16 protein-coding genes are annotated in these 16,819 nt (G+C 66.4%); 12 read left to right on the forward strand and 4 right to left on the reverse strand.

From position 1 onward, the window contains the following. Nucleotides 1-66 precede the first annotated feature (66 nt). From G486_RS21350 to G486_RS0102540, 9 genes are all read left to right on the forward strand, one after another. Complete coding sequence (locus G486_RS21350; protein ID WP_051303035.1) at nucleotides 67-816, forward strand: PulJ/GspJ family protein; 750 nt, start codon at nucleotides 67-69, stop codon at nucleotides 814-816. Then, a complete protein-coding gene (gene gspK / locus G486_RS0102505) occupies nucleotides 813-1,778 on the forward strand; it encodes a type II secretion system minor pseudopilin GspK (protein ID WP_027014254.1) in 966 nt (321 codons plus the stop codon). The genes G486_RS21350 and gspK overlap by 4 nt, the downstream gene beginning before the upstream one ends. Before the next feature lie 69 nt (nucleotides 1,779-1,847). Next, nucleotides 1,848-3,089 carry a type II secretion system protein GspL gene (gene gspL, locus G486_RS0102510; protein ID WP_027014113.1) on the forward strand — a complete coding sequence of 414 codons (1,242 nt, stop codon included), beginning with the start codon at nucleotides 1,848-1,850 and terminating at the stop codon, nucleotides 3,087-3,089. Then, nucleotides 3,086-3,604 (forward strand): type II secretion system protein GspM, encoded by a 519-nt coding sequence (gene gspM / locus G486_RS0102515; RefSeq protein ID WP_084454989.1) that lies wholly within the window; start codon nucleotides 3,086-3,088, stop codon nucleotides 3,602-3,604. Before gspL ends, gspM begins: the two co-directional genes overlap by 4 nt. Continuing rightward, a complete protein-coding gene (gene gspN / locus G486_RS0102520; RefSeq protein ID WP_027014115.1) occupies nucleotides 3,604-4,413 on the forward strand; it encodes a type II secretion system protein N in 810 nt (269 codons plus the stop codon). Before gspM ends, gspN begins: the two co-directional genes overlap by 1 nt. A gap of 4 nt (nucleotides 4,414-4,417) precedes the next feature. Further along, a complete protein-coding gene (gspD, locus tag G486_RS0102525; protein ID WP_027014116.1) occupies nucleotides 4,418-6,757 on the forward strand; it encodes a type II secretion system secretin GspD in 2,340 nt (779 codons plus the stop codon). Between the two features lie 6 nt (nucleotides 6,758-6,763). Next, nucleotides 6,764-8,125, forward strand: a complete 1,362-nt coding sequence (locus tag G486_RS0102530; RefSeq protein WP_027014117.1) for a GspE/PulE family protein — start codon at nucleotides 6,764-6,766, stop codon at nucleotides 8,123-8,125. A gap of 98 nt (nucleotides 8,126-8,223) precedes the next feature. Beyond that, complete coding sequence (locus G486_RS0102535) at nucleotides 8,224-8,508, forward strand: hypothetical protein (protein WP_245587221.1); 285 nt, start codon at nucleotides 8,224-8,226, stop codon at nucleotides 8,506-8,508. 45 nt (nucleotides 8,509-8,553) lie between these two features. Beyond that, nucleotides 8,554-9,555: an LLM class flavin-dependent oxidoreductase gene (locus tag G486_RS0102540; RefSeq protein WP_027014119.1), complete on the forward strand. Its 1,002-nt coding sequence runs from the start codon at nucleotides 8,554-8,556 to the stop codon at nucleotides 9,553-9,555. Nucleotides 9,556-9,669: 114 nt separating this feature from the next. Here G486_RS0102540 and G486_RS0102545 read toward each other — a convergent pair whose 3' ends face one another. Continuing rightward, nucleotides 9,670-10,419, reverse strand: a complete 750-nt coding sequence (locus G486_RS0102545; RefSeq protein WP_027014120.1) for an SDR family NAD(P)-dependent oxidoreductase — start codon at nucleotides 10,417-10,419, stop codon at nucleotides 9,670-9,672. Between the two features lie 260 nt (nucleotides 10,420-10,679). On the opposite strand from G486_RS0102545, the gene gspF reads away from it, so the two are divergent. The 3 genes from gspF to G486_RS21355 all read left to right on the forward strand — a co-directional run bounded on the left by gspF (nucleotide 10,680) and on the right by G486_RS21355 (nucleotide 13,318). Further along, nucleotides 10,680-11,906 carry a type II secretion system inner membrane protein GspF gene (gene gspF, locus G486_RS0102550; RefSeq protein WP_027014121.1) on the forward strand — a complete coding sequence of 409 codons (1,227 nt, stop codon included), beginning with the start codon at nucleotides 10,680-10,682 and terminating at the stop codon, nucleotides 11,904-11,906. Nucleotides 11,907-11,909: 3 nt separating this feature from the next. Beyond that, a complete protein-coding gene (locus G486_RS0102555; RefSeq protein WP_027014122.1) occupies nucleotides 11,910-12,812 on the forward strand; it encodes a 5'-nucleotidase in 903 nt (300 codons plus the stop codon). Between the two features lie 128 nt (nucleotides 12,813-12,940). Then, the gene (locus tag G486_RS21355; RefSeq protein WP_051303037.1) at nucleotides 12,941-13,318 is read left to right on the forward strand and encodes an EF-hand domain-containing protein; all 378 of its coding nucleotides are present in this window, start codon (nucleotides 12,941-12,943) and stop codon (nucleotides 13,316-13,318) included. 49 nt (nucleotides 13,319-13,367) lie between these two features. Here G486_RS21355 and G486_RS0102565 read toward each other — a convergent pair whose 3' ends face one another. From G486_RS0102565 to G486_RS0102575, 3 genes are all read right to left on the reverse strand, one after another. Then, nucleotides 13,368-13,805: a hypothetical protein gene (locus G486_RS0102565; RefSeq protein WP_027014123.1), complete on the reverse strand. Its 438-nt coding sequence runs from the start codon at nucleotides 13,803-13,805 to the stop codon at nucleotides 13,368-13,370. A gap of 150 nt (nucleotides 13,806-13,955) precedes the next feature. After that, nucleotides 13,956-14,447 carry a cyanophycin metabolism-associated DUF1854 family protein gene (locus G486_RS0102570; RefSeq protein ID WP_027014124.1) on the reverse strand — a complete coding sequence of 164 codons (492 nt, stop codon included), beginning with the start codon at nucleotides 14,445-14,447 and terminating at the stop codon, nucleotides 13,956-13,958. Between the two features lie 2 nt (nucleotides 14,448-14,449). Beyond that, nucleotides 14,450-16,738, reverse strand: a complete 2,289-nt coding sequence (locus tag G486_RS0102575) for a cyanophycin metabolism-associated ABC transporter (protein WP_027014125.1) — start codon at nucleotides 16,736-16,738, stop codon at nucleotides 14,450-14,452. Nucleotides 16,739-16,819 lie beyond the last annotated feature (81 nt).

Below are 16,819 nucleotides of genomic sequence, written 5' to 3' on the forward strand. Positions count from 1 at the left end.
GATGAGTTTCGATCTGATTTCCAATACTGGCAAGCGCTGGCAGCTCTCTTTTTATTGAATCACCCCATGCGCTACTCCAGGTCTTGCACTCGGCACGGAACCGCAGGCGGCTTCACGCTGGTGGAGCTCATGGTGGCGATCGCCATCATGGCGCTGCTGGCGCTCATGAGCTGGCGCGGCCTGGATGGCATGGCCCGCTCCCAGGAGGCCACGCGCGAGCGCGGTCAGCAGCTGATTGCGCTGCAGACCGTGCTCGCGCAGTGGAATGCCGATCTGGACGCGCTCATGCCGCTGGAGCAGACCCAGGCCATTCACTGGGACGGCCAGGTGCTGCGGCTCACGCGCAAGAGCAGCGCCCTCATCGACGAAGGCGCCCTGGTCGTGGCCTGGGCGCGGCGCCAGCACAACGGCCAGAATCACTGGCTGCGCTGGCAGTCCCCGCCCCTGCGCACGCGCGCCCAGTGGCGCCAGGCCTGGAGCCAGGCCGCGCAATGGGGGCGCAGCCCTGCAGACGATCTGCGCCAGGGCGAGGTGGCCCTGATACCGCTTGCCCAGTGGCAGCTCTATTACTACCGCAACAACGCCTGGACCCATCCCCAGTCTGCCGGCGACGACAACGCCCAGCTGCCGCCTACGCCGGGCACGCCCGTCACCCCTGGCACGCCCAACACGCCGGGCAATGCGGGCAAGCCCGGCTCCCTGCCCGGCCTGCCCGACGGCGTGCGCCTGGAGCTGACCCTGCCCGAGGGCAGCGCCGTCGCAGGCCGCATCACCATGGACTGGGTCAACCCCTTGCGATCCAACCAGCGCTCATGAGCCGCACCACGCCTTTCCCCGCCGCCTCCCAAGTCGCCCAGGCAGGCGCAGCCCTGCTGGCCGCCATGCTCACCGTGACCCTGGTGGCCACTTTTGCAGCCGCAGCCCTGTGGCAGCAATGGCGGGCCGTCGAGGTAGAGACCGCAGAGCGCAACCGCTCCCAGGCGACCTGGATGTTGCTGGGCGCACTGGACTGGTCACGCGTCATCCTCGTCGAGGATGCGCGCTCCACGCGCAACCAGCCCGTAGACCATCTGGGCGAGCCCTGGGCCGTGCCGCTGCAGGAAGCGCGCCTCACGACCTTTCTCGCCGCCCAGAAGAACGTGAGCCAGATCGACGACGGCCTGACCGACATGCAGGACGCCTTTCTCTCAGGCCAGATCACGGACCTGCAATCGCGCCTGAACCTGCGCAACATCATCAACGCCCCGCCCGACGATGCCCAGAGCCTGCGCCCCCTGACGCGCCTGTGCCAGCGCCTGGGCCTGCCCACCTCCTATGCCCAGCAGATCGCGCAGTCGCTACGCTCTGCGGCCAGCACCACGGCCGACGGCAACGTGCCGCTGATGCCGCGCACCCTGGCCCAACTGGCCTGGCTGGGCCTGCCGCCCCAGGCCGTGACCCGGCTCGAACCCTATCTGGTCCTGCTGCCCGAGAGCACGCCCGTGAACCTCAACACGGCGAGTGCCGAAGTCATCTGGGCGAACTCCGAGGACCTGTCCTGGTCCCAGGCCACCCAGCTCGTGCAGATGCGCGCCTCCCGGCCCTTGCGCACGCTGTCCGACGCCAGCCGCACCCTGGGCCTGGCCAAGGAGCTCAGCCCCAGCAGCTATGCCGTGTTCACCCGCTACTTCGAGGCCTACGGCCGCCTGCGGCTCGGGGAGACCGTGATCAGCGAGCGTTCAACGCTATACCGCAACGACTTGAACGTGAGTACGATATGGCGCGAACGCGCGGATTGAGGCTTGTCTGATAGCGCCACGCATTACAACAAAGCTGTCACATAGCCCTCCTACAATGATTTGTTTCGCATGAGCACCTTGATTCTTTACCTCCCTGCGCAAGCGGGTGGCGATTACGCCTACGCGCTCAGCAGTGACGGTCTGAACGTCGATCGCCACGGCCATGCCAGTGCCGCCTTGCTCCCGGCTGCGGGACGCGCGGGGCAGATCGTCGCCGTGCTCCCCCACCAGGCCCTTTCCTGGCATCTGGTGACCCTGCCCCAAGGACTTTCCCTGAGTTCACGCCGCCATCAGCCCAAGCTGCGCGCCGTGCTCGAAGGCCTGCTCGAAGAACGCCTGCTCGACGAACCCGTGCATCTGCACCTCGCACTGCAGCCCGGCGCCCGGGCCGGCCAGCCCTGCTGGGTTGCGGCCTGCGACAAGCCGTGGCTGCTCCAGCACCTCAAAGCCCTGGAGGCCGAAGGCCACAGCGTAGGCCGCATCGTCCCCGCCTGCGCGCCCTCGGCCCAGGCCCAGCTGTGGGCCATGGGCTCGCCTGAATCCGCCTGGCTGCTGGCCACAGGCCTGGGTGGCCGTGAATCCCTGGCCTGCCTGCCCCTGAACACCGGCCATGCCGAGCACACGGCCCCTCTGGCCACCCAGGCCCTGCTCCAGGACCTGCCGCCCGAAACCCCGCTGCTGGCCGACCCGGCCCTGGCCGCCTCGGCCGAGACCCTGAACCACCCCGTAAGCCTGCAGACCGAAGCCCAGCGCGGCCTAGCCGCAGCGGCCCAGGCCTGGGACCTGGCCCAGTTCGACCTGGACCTGGGCGGGCAGAGCCGGGCCCTGCGCCGCCTGCTCGAAGGCTGGCAAAGCTTCTGGCGCACGCCCCAATGGCGTGCCGCGCGCTGGGGTGCGGTGCTGGCCCTGCTGACCCAGGTCATAGGCCTCAACGCCTGGGCCTGGAAGGAGAACCGCGCGATTGCGGCCAAGCAGCAGCAGGTGCGCGCCACGCTGAGCAGCAGCTTCCCCCAGATTCCCGTCATCGTCGATGCGCCGCTGCAGATGCAGCGCGAGCTTGCGCTGCTGCGCCAGAGCTCGGGCGCACTCGCCACCGACGACCTGGAGCCCATGCTCACGGCCGCAGCCCAGGCCCTGCCCGCAGGCCAGGTCGCGCAGTCCCTGGACTACCAGGAGCGCAAGCTGCGCCTGCAGCTCGCCAACCTTCCGCCCGAAGCGCTTGAACAGGCGCGCGAGCGCCTGGCCGGCAGCGGCTACCGCCTGGACAGTGAAGGCAGCGACTGGCTGCTGAGTGCGGAGAGCCGACCATGAGCCATCCACCACTGGCCCAGTTCAAGAACCGCGCCACCGCACACTGGCGCGGCCTGGGCCGGCGCGAGCAGAACCTGGTGCTGCTCGCAGCTGCCATCGTCGGCCTGGCCCTGCTGTGGTGGGTGCTGCTCGCGCCAGCCCTGCAGAGTCTGCGCAGCGCACCCGCACGCCATGCCCAGGCCGATGCCCAGTTGGCCCAGATGCGCGAGTGGCAGGCCGAGGCCGAACAGCTGCGCGCCCAGGCCCAGCCACTGATAGGCGATGCCAAGGCCTTGCTGCAAAGCTCGCTGAGCACCGAGCTCGGCACCTCGGCCCAGCTCAACTGGCTCGGCGACCGCGCCCAGATCACGCTCAAGAGCACACCCGCGCCAGCGCTCTCGCGCTGGCTGGCCCAGGTGCGCAGCAACACCCACGCCCTGCCCGCCGAGATGAAGCTGCAGCGCAGCCCCGGCGAAGACCAGACCCTGCACTGGAACGGCACGCTCATGCTGGATCTGCCGGCCGCCAAGTCCTGATGACAAGCCGCCGACTCCCCCGCCCCCACGAGGCCACGGCCCGCTCACCGCGCGGCTGGGCACTGGCCGGGGCCTGCGCCGGCCTGCTCGCCAGCGCCGTGATCTGGGCCCCGGCCTCCTGGCTCGGCCACGCTATCGAGCGCGCCACCCAGGGCCAGGTATTGCTGCAGCAAGCCCAGGGCACGCTATGGAATGGCTCGGCCGCCCTGGTGCTCACGGGAGGCGCCGGCAGCCGCGACCGCGCAGGCCTGCCCACGCGCCTGCAGTGGCAGTTGCAGCCGCACCTGACCGGTGCCAGGCTGAAGCTGCAAAGCGCCTGCTGCACACTGTCCGGCCCTGTGCAGATGGACATCCGGCCGGGCTGGCAGGCGCTGAGCCTGCGAGTCGGCGACAGCGACAGCCGCTGGCCCGCCACCCTGCTCGCAGGTCTGGGCACGCCCTGGAACACCCTGGACCTGCAAGGCCAGTTGCGCCTTGCGCCCCAGGATTGGCAACTGCACTGGAGAGCCGGCCGCTGGAGCAGCCAGGGCCGGCTCAGACTCGAAGCCCTGGCCGTCTCCTCACGGCTTTCGCCACTGCGCCTTCTGGGCAGTTACCGGCTCGACATAGAAGGCGGCAGCAGCCCCAGGCTGCTGCTGAGCACCCAGAGCGGCGACCTGCTGCTCAACGGCCAGGGCCAATGGACGGGCCAGCGCCTGCACTTCCAGGGCGAGGCCTCCTCCAGCCCGGAGCGCGAAGCTGCGCTCTCCAACCTGCTCAATATCCTGGGGCGGCGCCAAGGCGCACGCTCCATCATCACCTTTGGTTGAACACATGACTTTTCAGCCCTGCGCCAAGCCTTTGCGAAGCGCCCTGCACTCCCTCGCCGTCTGTGCTTTGCTGGCCTGCGCCAGCCCCGGCATTCATGCCCAGAGCCCGGCCACGCCCAGCCTGCGTCCCGGCGAGCCCGTGACGCTGAACTTCAATGGTGCCGAGATCGAGGCCGTGGCACGTGCCATCGCCGCCATCACCAACCGCAACGTGGTCGTCGATCCGCGCGTGAAGGGCCAGATCACCCTGCTCACCGACAAGCCCGTGGCGCCGGCCATGGCCTACCAGCAGTTTCTGGCCGCGCTGCGCCTGCAGGGCTTTACCGTGATCGAGTCCGCCGGGCTTTACAAGGTGATTCCCGAGGCCGATGCCAAGCTGCAGGCCAGCGAGGTCGCCGTGGCCCAGAGCGGGCGTTCGGGAGGGCCGGCCGGCGGTCAGGTGCTGACCCAGATCTTCAAGCTCAACTACGAGAACGCCAACAACCTCGTGCCCGTGCTGCGCCCGCTGATCAGCCCCAACAACACCATCAACGTCAACCCGGGCAACAACTCCCTGGTGATCACCGACTACGCGGACAACCTGCAGCGCATTGCGCGCATCGTGGCGACCATGGATGTCTCCAACGCCACCGACGTCGAGGTCATCCCGCTGCGCCATGCCGTGGCTTCGGACATGGTGGCCCTGGTGTCACGCCTGCTCGAAGGCGGCAGTGCCGGCCCGGCGGTTGCGGCCGGCGCCACGCCGGGCCAGACCGACAACGGCTTCAAGACCGCCTTTCTGGCCGAGCCGCGCAGCAACTCCATCGTGCTGCGCGCGGCCAACCCGGCCCGGCTGGCCCAGGCGCGCTCGCTGATCGCACGCCTTGACCAGCCGGCCATCAACCACACCAGCGACCAGGGCGACATCCATGTGGTCTACCTCAAGAATGCCGATGCCACGGCCCTGGCGACCACGCTGCGCGCGGCCATGAGCGCCCAGGCCACGGCGGCCAGTGCCCTGAGCAGCCAGCCCGGCGCCGCACCTGCGGCAGCCGCAGGCGGCGGCGGTGGCGGTGGCGGCGCCCAACAGGCCGTGATCTCGCGCGGCACCGACGGCAGTGCCACCATGGGCCTGGGCGGCGGAGCCAGCGGCCCCAGCTCCAGATTCGGCACGGCCCAGCAGCCTTCCACGGGCGGCATGATCCAGGCCGACCCCACGACCAACTCGCTGATCATCACCGCACCCGCCCCCCTCTACCGCCAGTTGCGCGCCGTCATCGACAAGCTCGACGGGCGCCGTGCCCAGGTCCTGATCGAGGCCTTGATCGTCGAAGTCTCGGCCGACAAGGCAGCGCAGTTCGGCGTGCAGTGGAGCTCCATCATCCAGAGCGGCGGCCGCGTCGTTGGCGTGCTGGGCAACGGCACCTCGGTCACCGGCATTTCCAACATCTTCGGCCTCTCGGGCGCCGTTGACGGCCTGATCAACAACGGCACGACCGACGCCACCAGTGCCGCAGCCCTGACCGGCATGAAGGGCATGAACCTGGGCTTCACCCAGACCGTGAACGGCACGACCAGCCTGGGAGCGCTGGCCAACCTCATGCAGGGCGATGCGGACACCAACATCCTGTCCACCCCCAACCTCATGACGCTGGACAATGAAGAAGCCAGCATCATGGTCGGCGAGAACGTGCCCTTTCCCACGGGCTCCTACACCAACACCTCGACCAGCGGCACGGTCAACCCCTTCACCACCTACGAACGCAAGGACGTGGGCACGCTGCTGCGCATACGCCCGCAGATCAACGAGAACGGCACCATCAAGATGGCCGTCTACCAGGAAAGCTCGGCCGTCAAGCAGGGCACGGCCACCAGCGCCAGCGGCGCCACCACGACCAAGCGCTCCATAGAGTCGAATGTGCTGGTCGAGGACGGCGGCATCGTGGTGCTCGGCGGCCTGATTGCCGATGAATACCAGCAAAGCCAGGAGCGCGTTCCCCTGCTGGGCGATATTCCGATCCTGGGCAATCTGTTCCGCAACACCGCGCGCTCGCGCAAGAAGACCAATCTCATGGTGTTTCTGCGCCCCATGGTGCTGCGCGACGCCAGCGCCTCCAGCCAGCTTTCGCTGGACCGCTACGACGCCATACGCGGCGCCCAACAGGCCGCCCAGCCCGAGCCCAATCTGATGCTGCGCCATGTGGACGGTGCCGCCGTCCTGCCCCAATCCGCCACCTCGCTGATCCAGCCGAACATGGTCATCGTCCCGGGCGCCAAGTCCGATCTCGAGGACTTCACCAGACCCGCGGGCCAGCCTGCGGCGCCCGCACCGGGACCAGCACCTGCCGCACCGGGCACGCTGTAAGCACCTATGCGCTACCTATTGCCCTACTCGTTTGCGCGCAGCAGCCAGTTGCTGATCGAGGACGACGGCCAGCAGCCCGTGCTCTGGCACGGCCCGGCCCCCGACTGGCAGGCCCTCTCCGAAGTGCAGCGCAAATACGGCGTGCAGTTGTGGCAGATGCTGGACGCCGGCACGCTGGCCCATCGCATCAGCGCCGCCTATTCGCAAAGCGAATCCAGTGCGGCCCTGGTCGTCAGCGAGGTCGAGTCCGATGCCGATCTCTCGCGCATGATGCAGGAGCTGCCCGCCGTGGAGGACCTGCTGGAGACGGCCGACGACGCGCCCATCATCCGCATGCTCAACGCGCTGCTGACCCAGGCCGCGCGCGACGGCGCATCCGACATCCACATCGAACCCTACGAGCGCCACTCCAGTGTGCGCTTTCGCGTGGACGGCGATCTGCGCGAAGTCGTACAGCCCAACCGCGCCCTGCACGCAGCCCTGATCTCGCGCCTGAAGATCATGGCCGATCTGGACATTTCCGAAAAACGCCTGCCCCAGGACGGACGCATCAGCCTGCGCCTGGGCACGCGCGCCATCGACGTGCGCGTCTCCACCCTGCCCAGCGCCCATGGCGAACGTGCCGTGCTGCGCCTGCTGGACAAGAGCAGCTCCAAGCTCAGCCTCGAGGCCGTGGGCATGCAGGGCCAGACCCTGGCGCGCTTTACCGGCCTCACGGCCCAGCCCCACGGCATCGTGCTGGTCACCGGCCCCACGGGCTCGGGCAAGACCACCACGCTGTATGCGGCGCTGTCACGCATGGACGCAAGCCGCAGCAACATCATGACCGTGGAAGACCCCATCGAGTACGAGCTCGCCGGCGTGGGCCAGACCCAGGTCAATGCCAAGATCGAGCTCACGTTCGCCAAGGCCTTGCGCGCCCTGCTGCGCCAGGACCCGGACGTGATCATGATCGGCGAGATACGCGACTTCGAAACCGCACAGATCGCGATCCAGGCCTCGCTCACCGGCCACCTGGTGCTGGCCACTTTGCACACCAACGACGCCGCAAGCGCCGTGACCCGCCTGATCGACATGGGGGTGGAGCCGTTTCTGCTCTCGTCCTCGCTGCTGGGCGTGCTGGCCCAGCGCCTGGTGCGCCGCAGTGCGCCCGACGAGCCCAGCGGCTACCGTGGCCGCACCGGGATCTTTGAGCTGCTGGTCGTGGACGATGCCATCCGCGCCCAGATCCACCGCCAGGCCAGCGAGGCCGAGATACGCGAGACGGCCATGGCCGCAGGCATGCACCTGATGCGCGAGGACGGCGAACGCCTGGTGCGCGAAGGCATCACCACGCGCGAAGAGGTGCTGCGCGTCACCGGGGACTGAGCAGCCCGCCCCTCGGCGGGCCTGCTCTTTGGGGCCTCCCGACACCGGCCTATCAACCTGCCCGGCAAAGGCCTTCAGGCTTTGCCACAATGATTCGCATGTTTCAAACCCTGAGCGCCTGGAGCGCAGCTTACGGCGGCGCGTTCTTTCTCTGGATCGCCGCGTTCTGCGTGGTCAGCTACCTAGGCCTGTACGGCTTCAAGTCGCGGCTGTCCACGCCCTTTCTGCGCCGCCTGATACGCGTGTCGGCCCTGATCGCCCTGCCCATTTCCTGGCTCGCCATACAGCAGGGCGAAAGCCATTTCGCCGCCGCCATGCTGCCCCTGGCCTGGTGCCTTGTGCTGGGCATTACCTGCAGCAAGGAAATAGCGTCGAGGCGCTGATCCGGTGAGCGCTTTCAGCTATGTTTTTTGAATAAAGAGCAGATGATGAAATCCTTTGAGAATGTTCGACTGTCCATGCTGGACCTGGTGGCCGTGCGCGAAGGCGGCAGCGTGGCCCAGGCCCTGGAGATTGCCGTCGCCACGGCGCGCAAGGCCGAGGCGCTGGGCTTTGAGCGCTACTGGCTGGCCGAGCACCACAACATGCCCGGCATTGCGAGCTCGGCCACGGCCGTGCTGATCGGGCATATCGCCGGGGCGACCTCCAGGATTCGCGTGGGCTCGGGCGGCATCATGCTGCCCAACCATGCGCCCCTGGTCGTGGCCGAAGCCTTTGGCACCCTGGCCGAACTCTATCCGGGCCGCATCGATCTGGGCCTGGGCCGTGCACCAGGAACCGACGGCCCCACCATGCGCGCCCTGCGCCGCGACCGCGTGGAAACCGAGGAAGACTTTCCGCGCGACGTGCTGGAGCTGCAGCGTCTGCTGGCACCGGCCCAGCCCGGCCAGCAACTCGTGGCCACGCCGGGCGCCGGAACCAATGTGCCCATCTGGCTGCTGGGGTCCAGCCTGTTCTCGGCCCAGTTGGCCGCCCACCTGGGCCTGCCCTATGCATTCGCCTCGCACTTTGCGCCGCGCATGCTCTACCAGGCCGTGCAGCTGTATCGCCAGTTGTTCAAGCCCTCGGCCCAACTGGCCAAGCCCTATGTGGCGGTGGGCGCGCCCGTGATTGCGGCAACCACGGACGAGGAAGCCGAATACCTGGCCAGCAGCACCTACCAGCGCGTGCTGGGCATTCTCACGGGCCGGCGCGGCCTGCTTGCTCCGCCCTTGGAGAACTATGCGGCCCAGCTCGGCGAGCGCGAGCGCCAGGCCATTGGCGACTTTCTGGCCGTGGCCGCCATCGGCGGCCCGGACCGGGTGCGCGAGCGGCTGCAAAAGCTGCAGGCCGACACCGAGGCCAACGAGCTCATCCTGGTCAGCGACGTGTTCGACAGCGGCCTGCGCCTGCGCTCACTGGAGCTCACGGCCCAGGCCCTGGGGCGCTAAGAGCTTGTTCACGATCTCCTCGCGGCGCACCAGTGTCTTTGCGGGATGGGATTCGCAACGCTGCAGACCGCCCGCAAAGGCACTGTCCCCAAGGCTTGGAACATGTTCCAGGCCTCACCTCGCCAGATAGCCTCCATCCACGGGGTAGTAGGAGCCGGTGACGAAGCTGGCCTTGTCGCTGGCCAGCCAGGTCACGAGCTCGGCCACCTCCTCGGCCTTGCCCAGACGCCCCGCCGGATGGGCACCCACCAGCTGCCCATAAGCGGCCTCGTCCTGCTTGAGGCGCTCTATCAGAGGTGTTTCTATGAAGGCCGGTCCCACGGCATTCACGCGCACGCCGCGCACTGCATATTCGAGTGCCGCCGTCTTGGTCAGGCCCAGCACCCCATGCTTGGCCGCCACGTAGGCAGGCGAGCCCGCAAAGCCCACGGCTCCGAGGATGGATGCCATGTTGATGATGGAGCCGCCGCCGTTTTGCAGCATGGCTGCGATCTGGTATTTGCAACCATAGAACACACCGGACAGGTTGATGCGCAGCACCTGCTCCCAGGCATCGAGCGGATAGTCGGCCGTGGCGGCCTTGGCTCCGCCTATGCCCGCGTTGTTGCAGGCCACATCCAGACGGCCGAAGTGGCGCAGGGTCTGGGCCACCAGCTCCTCGTGGTCGATGGCGCTGCCCGCATCGGCCTGCAGGAAGAACGCCTCGCCGCCCAGGTCGCGCACCAGGTCTGCGGTCTGCTGGCCCGCCTCGGCGTTGATGTCGGAGACCACCACGCGCGCACCCTCACGTGCCCATGTCAGGGCAATGGCCTGCCCTATGCCGGAAGCTGCGCCGGTTATCAGAGCCACTTTGTTCTTAAGCATTTTTCGTCCTCATCAGCATCTCATTTCATGCGAAACCCAAAGGTATACCGCAAGCACTTGTCATGGTACTTATCCTGAAACAATGAATGCCTGCATTTCCAGAGACTGCGCGCATGAGATAGTCTCCGACCGGGACAGGTGGGCCGCCGGCGCAGACCGCAAAGCCATGGTTTGATCTGCTCTTGACGCCAGATGTCATCTCCAGCGGCTACCATCGACTTCCCGCCCCTCATCGACACGCCAATCGCTCAATAGCGCACATGCCCGCCTATTCCTTCGAAGCTCTGGACGCACAAGGCCATACCCGCAAGGGAACGATAGAGGCCGACAATGCACGTGCCGCGCGCAGCCTGCTGCGCTCCCAGGCCCTGGTGCCCATGGCCGTCAGCCTGGTCGCTGCGGGCGCCTCCGACGAATTGCAAGGCGGCTCCGGCTCCTGGCTGTCACGCCCCACCCTGAGCTCCACGGGGCTGGCGATCTGGACACGCCAGCTTTCAGGACTTGTCACAGCAGGCCTGCCCATAGAGCGCGCACTCGCGGCGCTGGCCGACGAGACCGACGACGCACGCCAGCACCATCTGATGGCCGCGCTGCGCGCCGAGGTCAATGCAGGCTCGACCTTTGCGCGTGCCCTGGCCCAGCACCCGCGCGAGTTCTCGGATATTTTCTGCGCCGTCATCGGTGCAGGCGAGTCCAGCGGCAGCCTGGGGCCCGTGCTGGAGCGCCTGGCCGACGACCTCGAAGCGCGCCAGGCGCTGCAGTCGAAACTCATCGGTGCCGCGCTCTATCCGGCCATCGTCACCCTGGTGGCCATGGCCATCGTGCTGTTTCTGGTGAGCTATGTCGTACCCCAGGTGGCCAGCGTGTTCGCGGGCACCAAACGCGCCCTGCCCATGCTCACGGTGGCCATGCTGACCGTCAGCGATGCCGTGCGTCACTATGGCTGGGCGATTCTCTGCGCCCTGATGGCGGGCATCGTGCTCTTCAGAACCGCGCTCAGGAATCCTGCGATGCGCGAGCGTTTCGACGCCTGGTGGCTTCATCTTCCGCTCATAGGACGCATGGCGCGCAGCTACAACGCGGCGCGCTTTGCAGGCACGCTGGCCATGCTGGCTGGCGCAGGGGTCCCGATTCTCAAGGCCTTGCAGGCGGCGGCCGAAACGCTGAACAACCGCGCCATGCGTGCCGACGCCATGGATGCCCTGGTTCTGGTGCGCGAAGGCGCTCCGCTGGCCTCGGCCCTGGCCCAGAAGAAACGCTTTCCGGGCCTGGTCTCGATGTTTGCACGCCTGGGTGAGCAGACCGGGCAACTGCCCGTGATGCTGCAGCGCGCGGCGACCCAGCTGTCCACCGAGGTGCAGCGCCGCGCCATGAATCTGGCCACCATACTCGAGCCCCTGCTCATCGTCGCCATGGGGCTCATCGTCATGCTCATCGTGCTGGCCGTGCTCATGCCCATCATCCAGCTCAACCAATTCGTCAAATAAGCCATGGCCGTCACATTGCAGGACAAGCTGGTGGTCGCGATCTCCTCGCGCGCCTTGTTCGACTTCGAGGAAGAGAACCGCCTGTTCGAAGCCGGAGATGAGGAGGCCTACATGCGCCGCCAGCTTGAGCTCGTGCACCAGCACGCGCGGCCTGGCATCGCCTTCTCGCTGGTGCAAAAGCTCCTGGCCTTCAACACCACCGACGTGCAACGCGTGGAAGTCGTCATGCTCTCGCGCAACGATCCGGCCAGCGGCATGCGCGTCTTCGCCTCGGCCAAGGAGGCCGGCATGCGCATAGAGCGCGGCGTGTTCACGCGCGGGCGCGATCCGTTCTCCTACCTGCGGCCACTGGGCGCCCACCTATTCCTGTCCGCCAACGCTGCCGATGTGCAGCAGGCCCTGTCCATCGGCTTTCCCGCCGCCAGGGTGATGACCGACGCCACGCCCGCAGGCGACCGCTACCCAGAGGAGGTGCGCATTGCCTTCGACGGCGATGCCGTGCTGTTCTCCGACGACGCCGAGCGCATCTACCAGGAAGGCGGACTGCCCGCCTTCCTGCAGCACGAGGTATCGCATGCGGCAACGCCTCTGGCCGACGGGCCGTTCAAGCCCTTGCTGACCGCATTGAACCGGCTGCAGCAGCAGGCGGATGCCTCCAAGACCATGCGCATACGCACGGCCCTGGTCACCGCACGCAGCGCCCCGGCCCACGAGCGCGCCGTGCGCACGCTGCTGGACTGGGGCATTACGGTGGACGAAGCCATGTTCCTCGGCGGCCTGGAGAAAGGCCCGTTTCTGCGCGAGTTCGAGCCCGATTTCTTCTTTGACGACCAAAGCGGCCATGTGCACTCGGCCGCCCGCCATGTGCCTGCAGGTCATGTGAACAGCGGCATCTCCAACCCCTGATCTCCGGGATTTGCACTCCAGCCCCGGACGGCTTGGGCACAAGTCCGGTCCAGGAAAAAACAGTAAAAAAACAGGGCCTGCACGCACTCGTCTCTTGCACAACGGCCGTCTGCCCCCATCTGATCCGGATGGATTTTCCAAAAATCAACCGAGACATCAACCGCCCCCCATTGCTGCGCGCCGCCATGGCCGTACTGCTGGTCAGTGCCTTCACGCTGCCCATGGCCCATGCCGAGCCCGACACCACCGCTGCCGAGCCTGCGGCCTTGAGCAAGGGGGAAATCAAGGCCAGACGCGAATTCCAGATGCTGGATGCCAACCAGGATGGCAAACTCAGCCGCCATGAAGTGGCTCTGTTCCCGCCGCTGGCCGCCGCCTTCGACGAGGCCGACACCGACAAGGACGGCTTTGTTTCCATGGAAGAGGTCAAGGCCTTCGCCGTCAAATACCGGGCTGAACGCGCCGCAGCCAAGGCTGCGGCGACTGCCAGAGACGCCGGGCATTAGGGCCCGCCCCAACGCAGGAAGTCTTGGCTTGGAGGCTCTGCGCGCCTGATCAGCCGCCAGTGCGCTTGACCTTGGGCTCCGAGTAGGTCACGGGATCATCGTCGCGCCTGGGCTGCAGCTTGTTGCGCGCCACTTCATCGGATTTGCTCACGTCCTGCGCCTGCTCCACGGCCATGGCGCTGGCGCGCCACATGGACTGGATCAACTCCAGCAACTGCTTGGACAAAGGCTCCTTGGGCGGCTCCTCGACCTCCTGCTTTTGCTGGACTTCCTTGTGCGTCGTCCAGTCGCGGTTCTCGCGATCCGATACCGAGGGCTTTTGCGGATCACGCTGCACGCGGCCCTCACCGATGCGGTCGGTCGACTCCACGGCATTGACCTCGTTGATCGGTCGTACAGGCACGGCCCCCGAAGCTCCGGTGGAGTACAGGTCCGCGCTGGGGGGGCGCCAGGGTATGGAAGTTCTTTCCAGAGGTGGAATGTGCATGCTTGAGTCCTCCTGGTTTTGTCTTGCGGCCAGGGATTGCCCGCCGTCGCCCTGTTATCGGCCACCAGCCAGAGAACTAAAATTGTTTTGCTTCTACCGGAAAATCGGTATGAAAATAGCCTGAAACGCCCGCCAGGCAAGCGCCAAGCGCTATAAAAATCTCCCCAACAGCTTGCGTGAAGCCCGGTCCAGGCTTGCGCTGTCAGGCACTTTGAACTGAACGCCATCCTGACCCGTGATGAGCAAATGGGTGCGCCCGGAAAGACGGCGTATGTCCTCCTCGGCCTTGAGCACAAGCTGGGTCGGCCCCTTGTCGGTCTCCACATCCCAGGTGCTGGGCGTGGCGAATCCCGATACGCCCAGAATGCGCAAGATGGTTGGCACGAATTCGCGTACCGCGAGCTCTTCTTCAATCAGGGCCCGCACCTGGGGCGGCAAATCGGCCAGGCGCTCCACCCACAGGACTTCCTTGCCGTCGACGGCCACCAGGGACAGGCCCTGGTCCGGGGCCGTGATGGGAAAGGCGCGCACGGGCGTCACGGCCTCGTGGCTGGTTCCATCGCTCAGGGTCAGCACCAGGCGACCATGGGCATTGCGCTCCAGGCGCAGGTCCGTTGTGTCGGAATGGGTCGCGTGATCCATGCTTATTCCTTGTTCACTTGCAGTGTCAGGCCTGCGGCCTGCGCGTCTTCCTCGGCCCGGCGTGCCTGGGCTTCGTACAGGCGCCAGTAGTGCCCCTTCTGGGCCATGAGTTCATCATGCGGCCCCACTTCGACGATCTCGCCACGGTCCATGACGACCAGCCGATCGGCCTTGCGCAAGGTCGACAAGCGGTGGGCAATCGCAATCGTGGTGCGGCCTTGCACCAGGTTGTCCAGGGCGCGCTGGATTTCCTTTTCGGTCTCGGTGTCCACGGCCGAGGTGGCCTCGTCGAGGATCAGGATGCGCGGATCGATGAGCAGGGCGCGCGCAATCGAAATGCGCTGGCGCTCGCCGCCCGACAGGCCCTGGCCGCGCTCGCCCACCAGCGAGTCATAGCCATGGGGCAGGCGCAGGATGAACTCATGCGCATGGGCGGCGCGCGCTGCGGCCACGACTTCCTCGCGCGTGGCACCGGGCTTGCCGTAGGCAATGTTCTCGGCAATCGTGCCGAAGAACAGGAACGGCTCCTGCAATACCAGGCCGATATTGCGCCGGTAGTCGGAGACGGACATGCGGCGCACGTCCACGCCGTCGAGCTGTATCGAGCCTTCGGAGACATCGTAGAAGCGGCAGATCAGATTCACCAGCGTGCTCTTGCCCGAGCCGCTGTGGCCGACCAGACCGATCATCTCACCGGGCCGGATCTGCAGGTTCAGGTGCTTGATGACGGCGCGGCTGCCGTAGCGAAAGCTCACATCCTCCATATGGATTGCGCCCTCGGTCCTGGCCAGCTTCACGGGGTTGGCAGGCTCGGGCACGTTGCTCACATGGTCGAGGATGTCGAAGATGCGCTTGGCGCCTGCAGCTGCCTTTTGCGTGACCGAGACGATACGGCTCATGGAGTCCAGCCGTGTGTAAAAGCGCCCGATGTAGGCGATGAAGGCCGTGAGAATACCGACCGTGATACTTTCATGGGCCACGAGATAAATGCCGAATCCCCAGACGATGAGCAGGCCGATTTCGGTCAGCAGCGTGACCGTGGGCGTGAACAGCGACCAGGTCTTGTTGACCTTGTCGTTGGCCTGCAGGTTGACCTGGTTGGCACTCGCAAAGCGCGCGGCCTCGCGCTTTTCCTGGGCAAAGGCCTTGACCACACGTATGCCGGGAATGGTGTCGGCGAGCACATTCGTCACTTCGGACCAGACGCGGTCTATCTTCTCGAAGCCTGTGCGCAGACGGTCACGCACGGTATGAATCATCCAGGCGATGAAGGGCAGGGGCACCAGGGTGACCAGGGCCAGCCAGGGGTTGATGGAAAACAGGATCACCGAGGTCATCACGATCATCAGCACGTCGGTCGCGAAGTCCAGGGCATTGAGCGACAGGAACAGGTTGATGCGATCGGTTTCGGAGCCGATGCGCGCCATCAGATCACCCGTGCGCTTGCTGCCGTAGTAGTCCACCGACAGCGTCAGCAAGTGGTTATAGGTCGTTGTGCGCAGGTTCGCGCCTATGCGCTCCGAGACCTTGGCCAGCACAAAGGTGCGCGCCCAGCCCAGAGCCCAGGCCAGCAGGGCCGACACCAGCAGCGCACTCAGATAGAAGGTGACCAGGCTGGAATCGATCTTCTCGCCGTTCTGGAACGGAATCAGGATCTTGTCCATCAAAGGGATGGTCAGATACGGTGCCACCAGCTGCGCGCCCGTGGAAGCCAGGGTCAGCAAAAACCCCAGCAGCAACTGGTTCTTGTAAGGCTTGGCAAAGCGCCACAGACGCAGCAGCACCCAGGTTGACGTCTGCGGCTTTTGCTGGCGCGCGCAGGCCGGGCAGTCCTCGGTCTCGGGCGGCAGCACAACATGGCAGACAGGGCAGCGCGCGGCCTCATCCTCTTCGTCACAGGCATCGTCACCGCGCTCCAGCCGCTGGCGCAGCAGCTCGAACTGCTGCATGAAGCGCAGGACATCCGCCTGGTGGCGCAGCGTGAAACGCCACAGTGCCTGCCGCTCTTCGGGGCTGTGCAGCTCCAGCGTCCCGACTCCGCCATGGTCGAGCAGGCGCAGCTTCTGGTCGGGCGCAAGCGCCAACTCACGCCACTGCCCGCTCGCGGGATCGCAGCTCCAGACCCGTTGCGTAGTGAGCACCACATGGCCTGCGCCGAAGCGCAAATCCTGGGTCAGGTCAACCGAAGCAACGGCCAGAACGTTCTCATTAGCAGCGAGCCTGGCTTGCAACTCCGCCCCCCTGGAGCTATCGGAAAAGGCCACAGTGTCCACACCTAGGTGTTCTTGCATGTTGATTTTTTGTTCCCGCCCCTGGCGGCTCCTGATGTCATGAGGGCTGACTTGTGCCCTGTGGATATGTTGGCCGGCACA

This window comes from Comamonas composti DSM 21721, from assembly GCF_000429845.1.
GTDB classification, from domain to species: domain Bacteria; phylum Pseudomonadota; class Gammaproteobacteria; order Burkholderiales; family Burkholderiaceae_C; genus Comamonas; species Comamonas composti.

Coding starts and splice junctions, on each gene's coding strand:
- gspM (WP_084454989.1), top strand. CDS start 3,086: ATGAGCCATCCACCACTGGCCCAGTTCAAGAACCGCGCCACCGCACAC.
- G486_RS0102570 (WP_027014124.1), bottom strand. CDS start 14,447: ATGGATCACGCGACCCATTCCGACACAACGGACCTGCGCCTGGAGCGC.
- G486_RS0102545 (WP_027014120.1), bottom strand. CDS start 10,419: ATGCTTAAGAACAAAGTGGCTCTGATAACCGGCGCAGCTTCCGGCATA.
- gspF (WP_027014121.1), top strand. CDS start 10,680: ATGCCCGCCTATTCCTTCGAAGCTCTGGACGCACAAGGCCATACCCGC.
- G486_RS0102530 (WP_027014117.1), top strand. CDS start 6,764: ATGCGCTACCTATTGCCCTACTCGTTTGCGCGCAGCAGCCAGTTGCTG.
- G486_RS0102575 (WP_027014125.1), bottom strand. CDS start 16,738: ATGCAAGAACACCTAGGTGTGGACACTGTGGCCTTTTCCGATAGCTCC.
- gspN (WP_027014115.1), top strand. CDS start 3,604: ATGACAAGCCGCCGACTCCCCCGCCCCCACGAGGCCACGGCCCGCTCA.
- gspL (WP_027014113.1), top strand. CDS start 1,848: ATGAGCACCTTGATTCTTTACCTCCCTGCGCAAGCGGGTGGCGATTAC.
- G486_RS0102540 (WP_027014119.1), top strand. CDS start 8,554: ATGAAATCCTTTGAGAATGTTCGACTGTCCATGCTGGACCTGGTGGCC.
- G486_RS21355 (WP_051303037.1), top strand. CDS start 12,941: ATGGATTTTCCAAAAATCAACCGAGACATCAACCGCCCCCCATTGCTG.
- gspD (WP_027014116.1), top strand. CDS start 4,418: ATGACTTTTCAGCCCTGCGCCAAGCCTTTGCGAAGCGCCCTGCACTCC.
- G486_RS0102535 (WP_245587221.1), top strand. CDS start 8,224: ATGTTTCAAACCCTGAGCGCCTGGAGCGCAGCTTACGGCGGCGCGTTC.
- G486_RS21350 (WP_051303035.1), top strand. CDS start 67: ATGCGCTACTCCAGGTCTTGCACTCGGCACGGAACCGCAGGCGGCTTC.
- G486_RS0102565 (WP_027014123.1), bottom strand. CDS start 13,805: ATGCACATTCCACCTCTGGAAAGAACTTCCATACCCTGGCGCCCCCCC.
- G486_RS0102555 (WP_027014122.1), top strand. CDS start 11,910: ATGGCCGTCACATTGCAGGACAAGCTGGTGGTCGCGATCTCCTCGCGC.
- gspK (WP_027014254.1), top strand. CDS start 813: ATGAGCCGCACCACGCCTTTCCCCGCCGCCTCCCAAGTCGCCCAGGCA.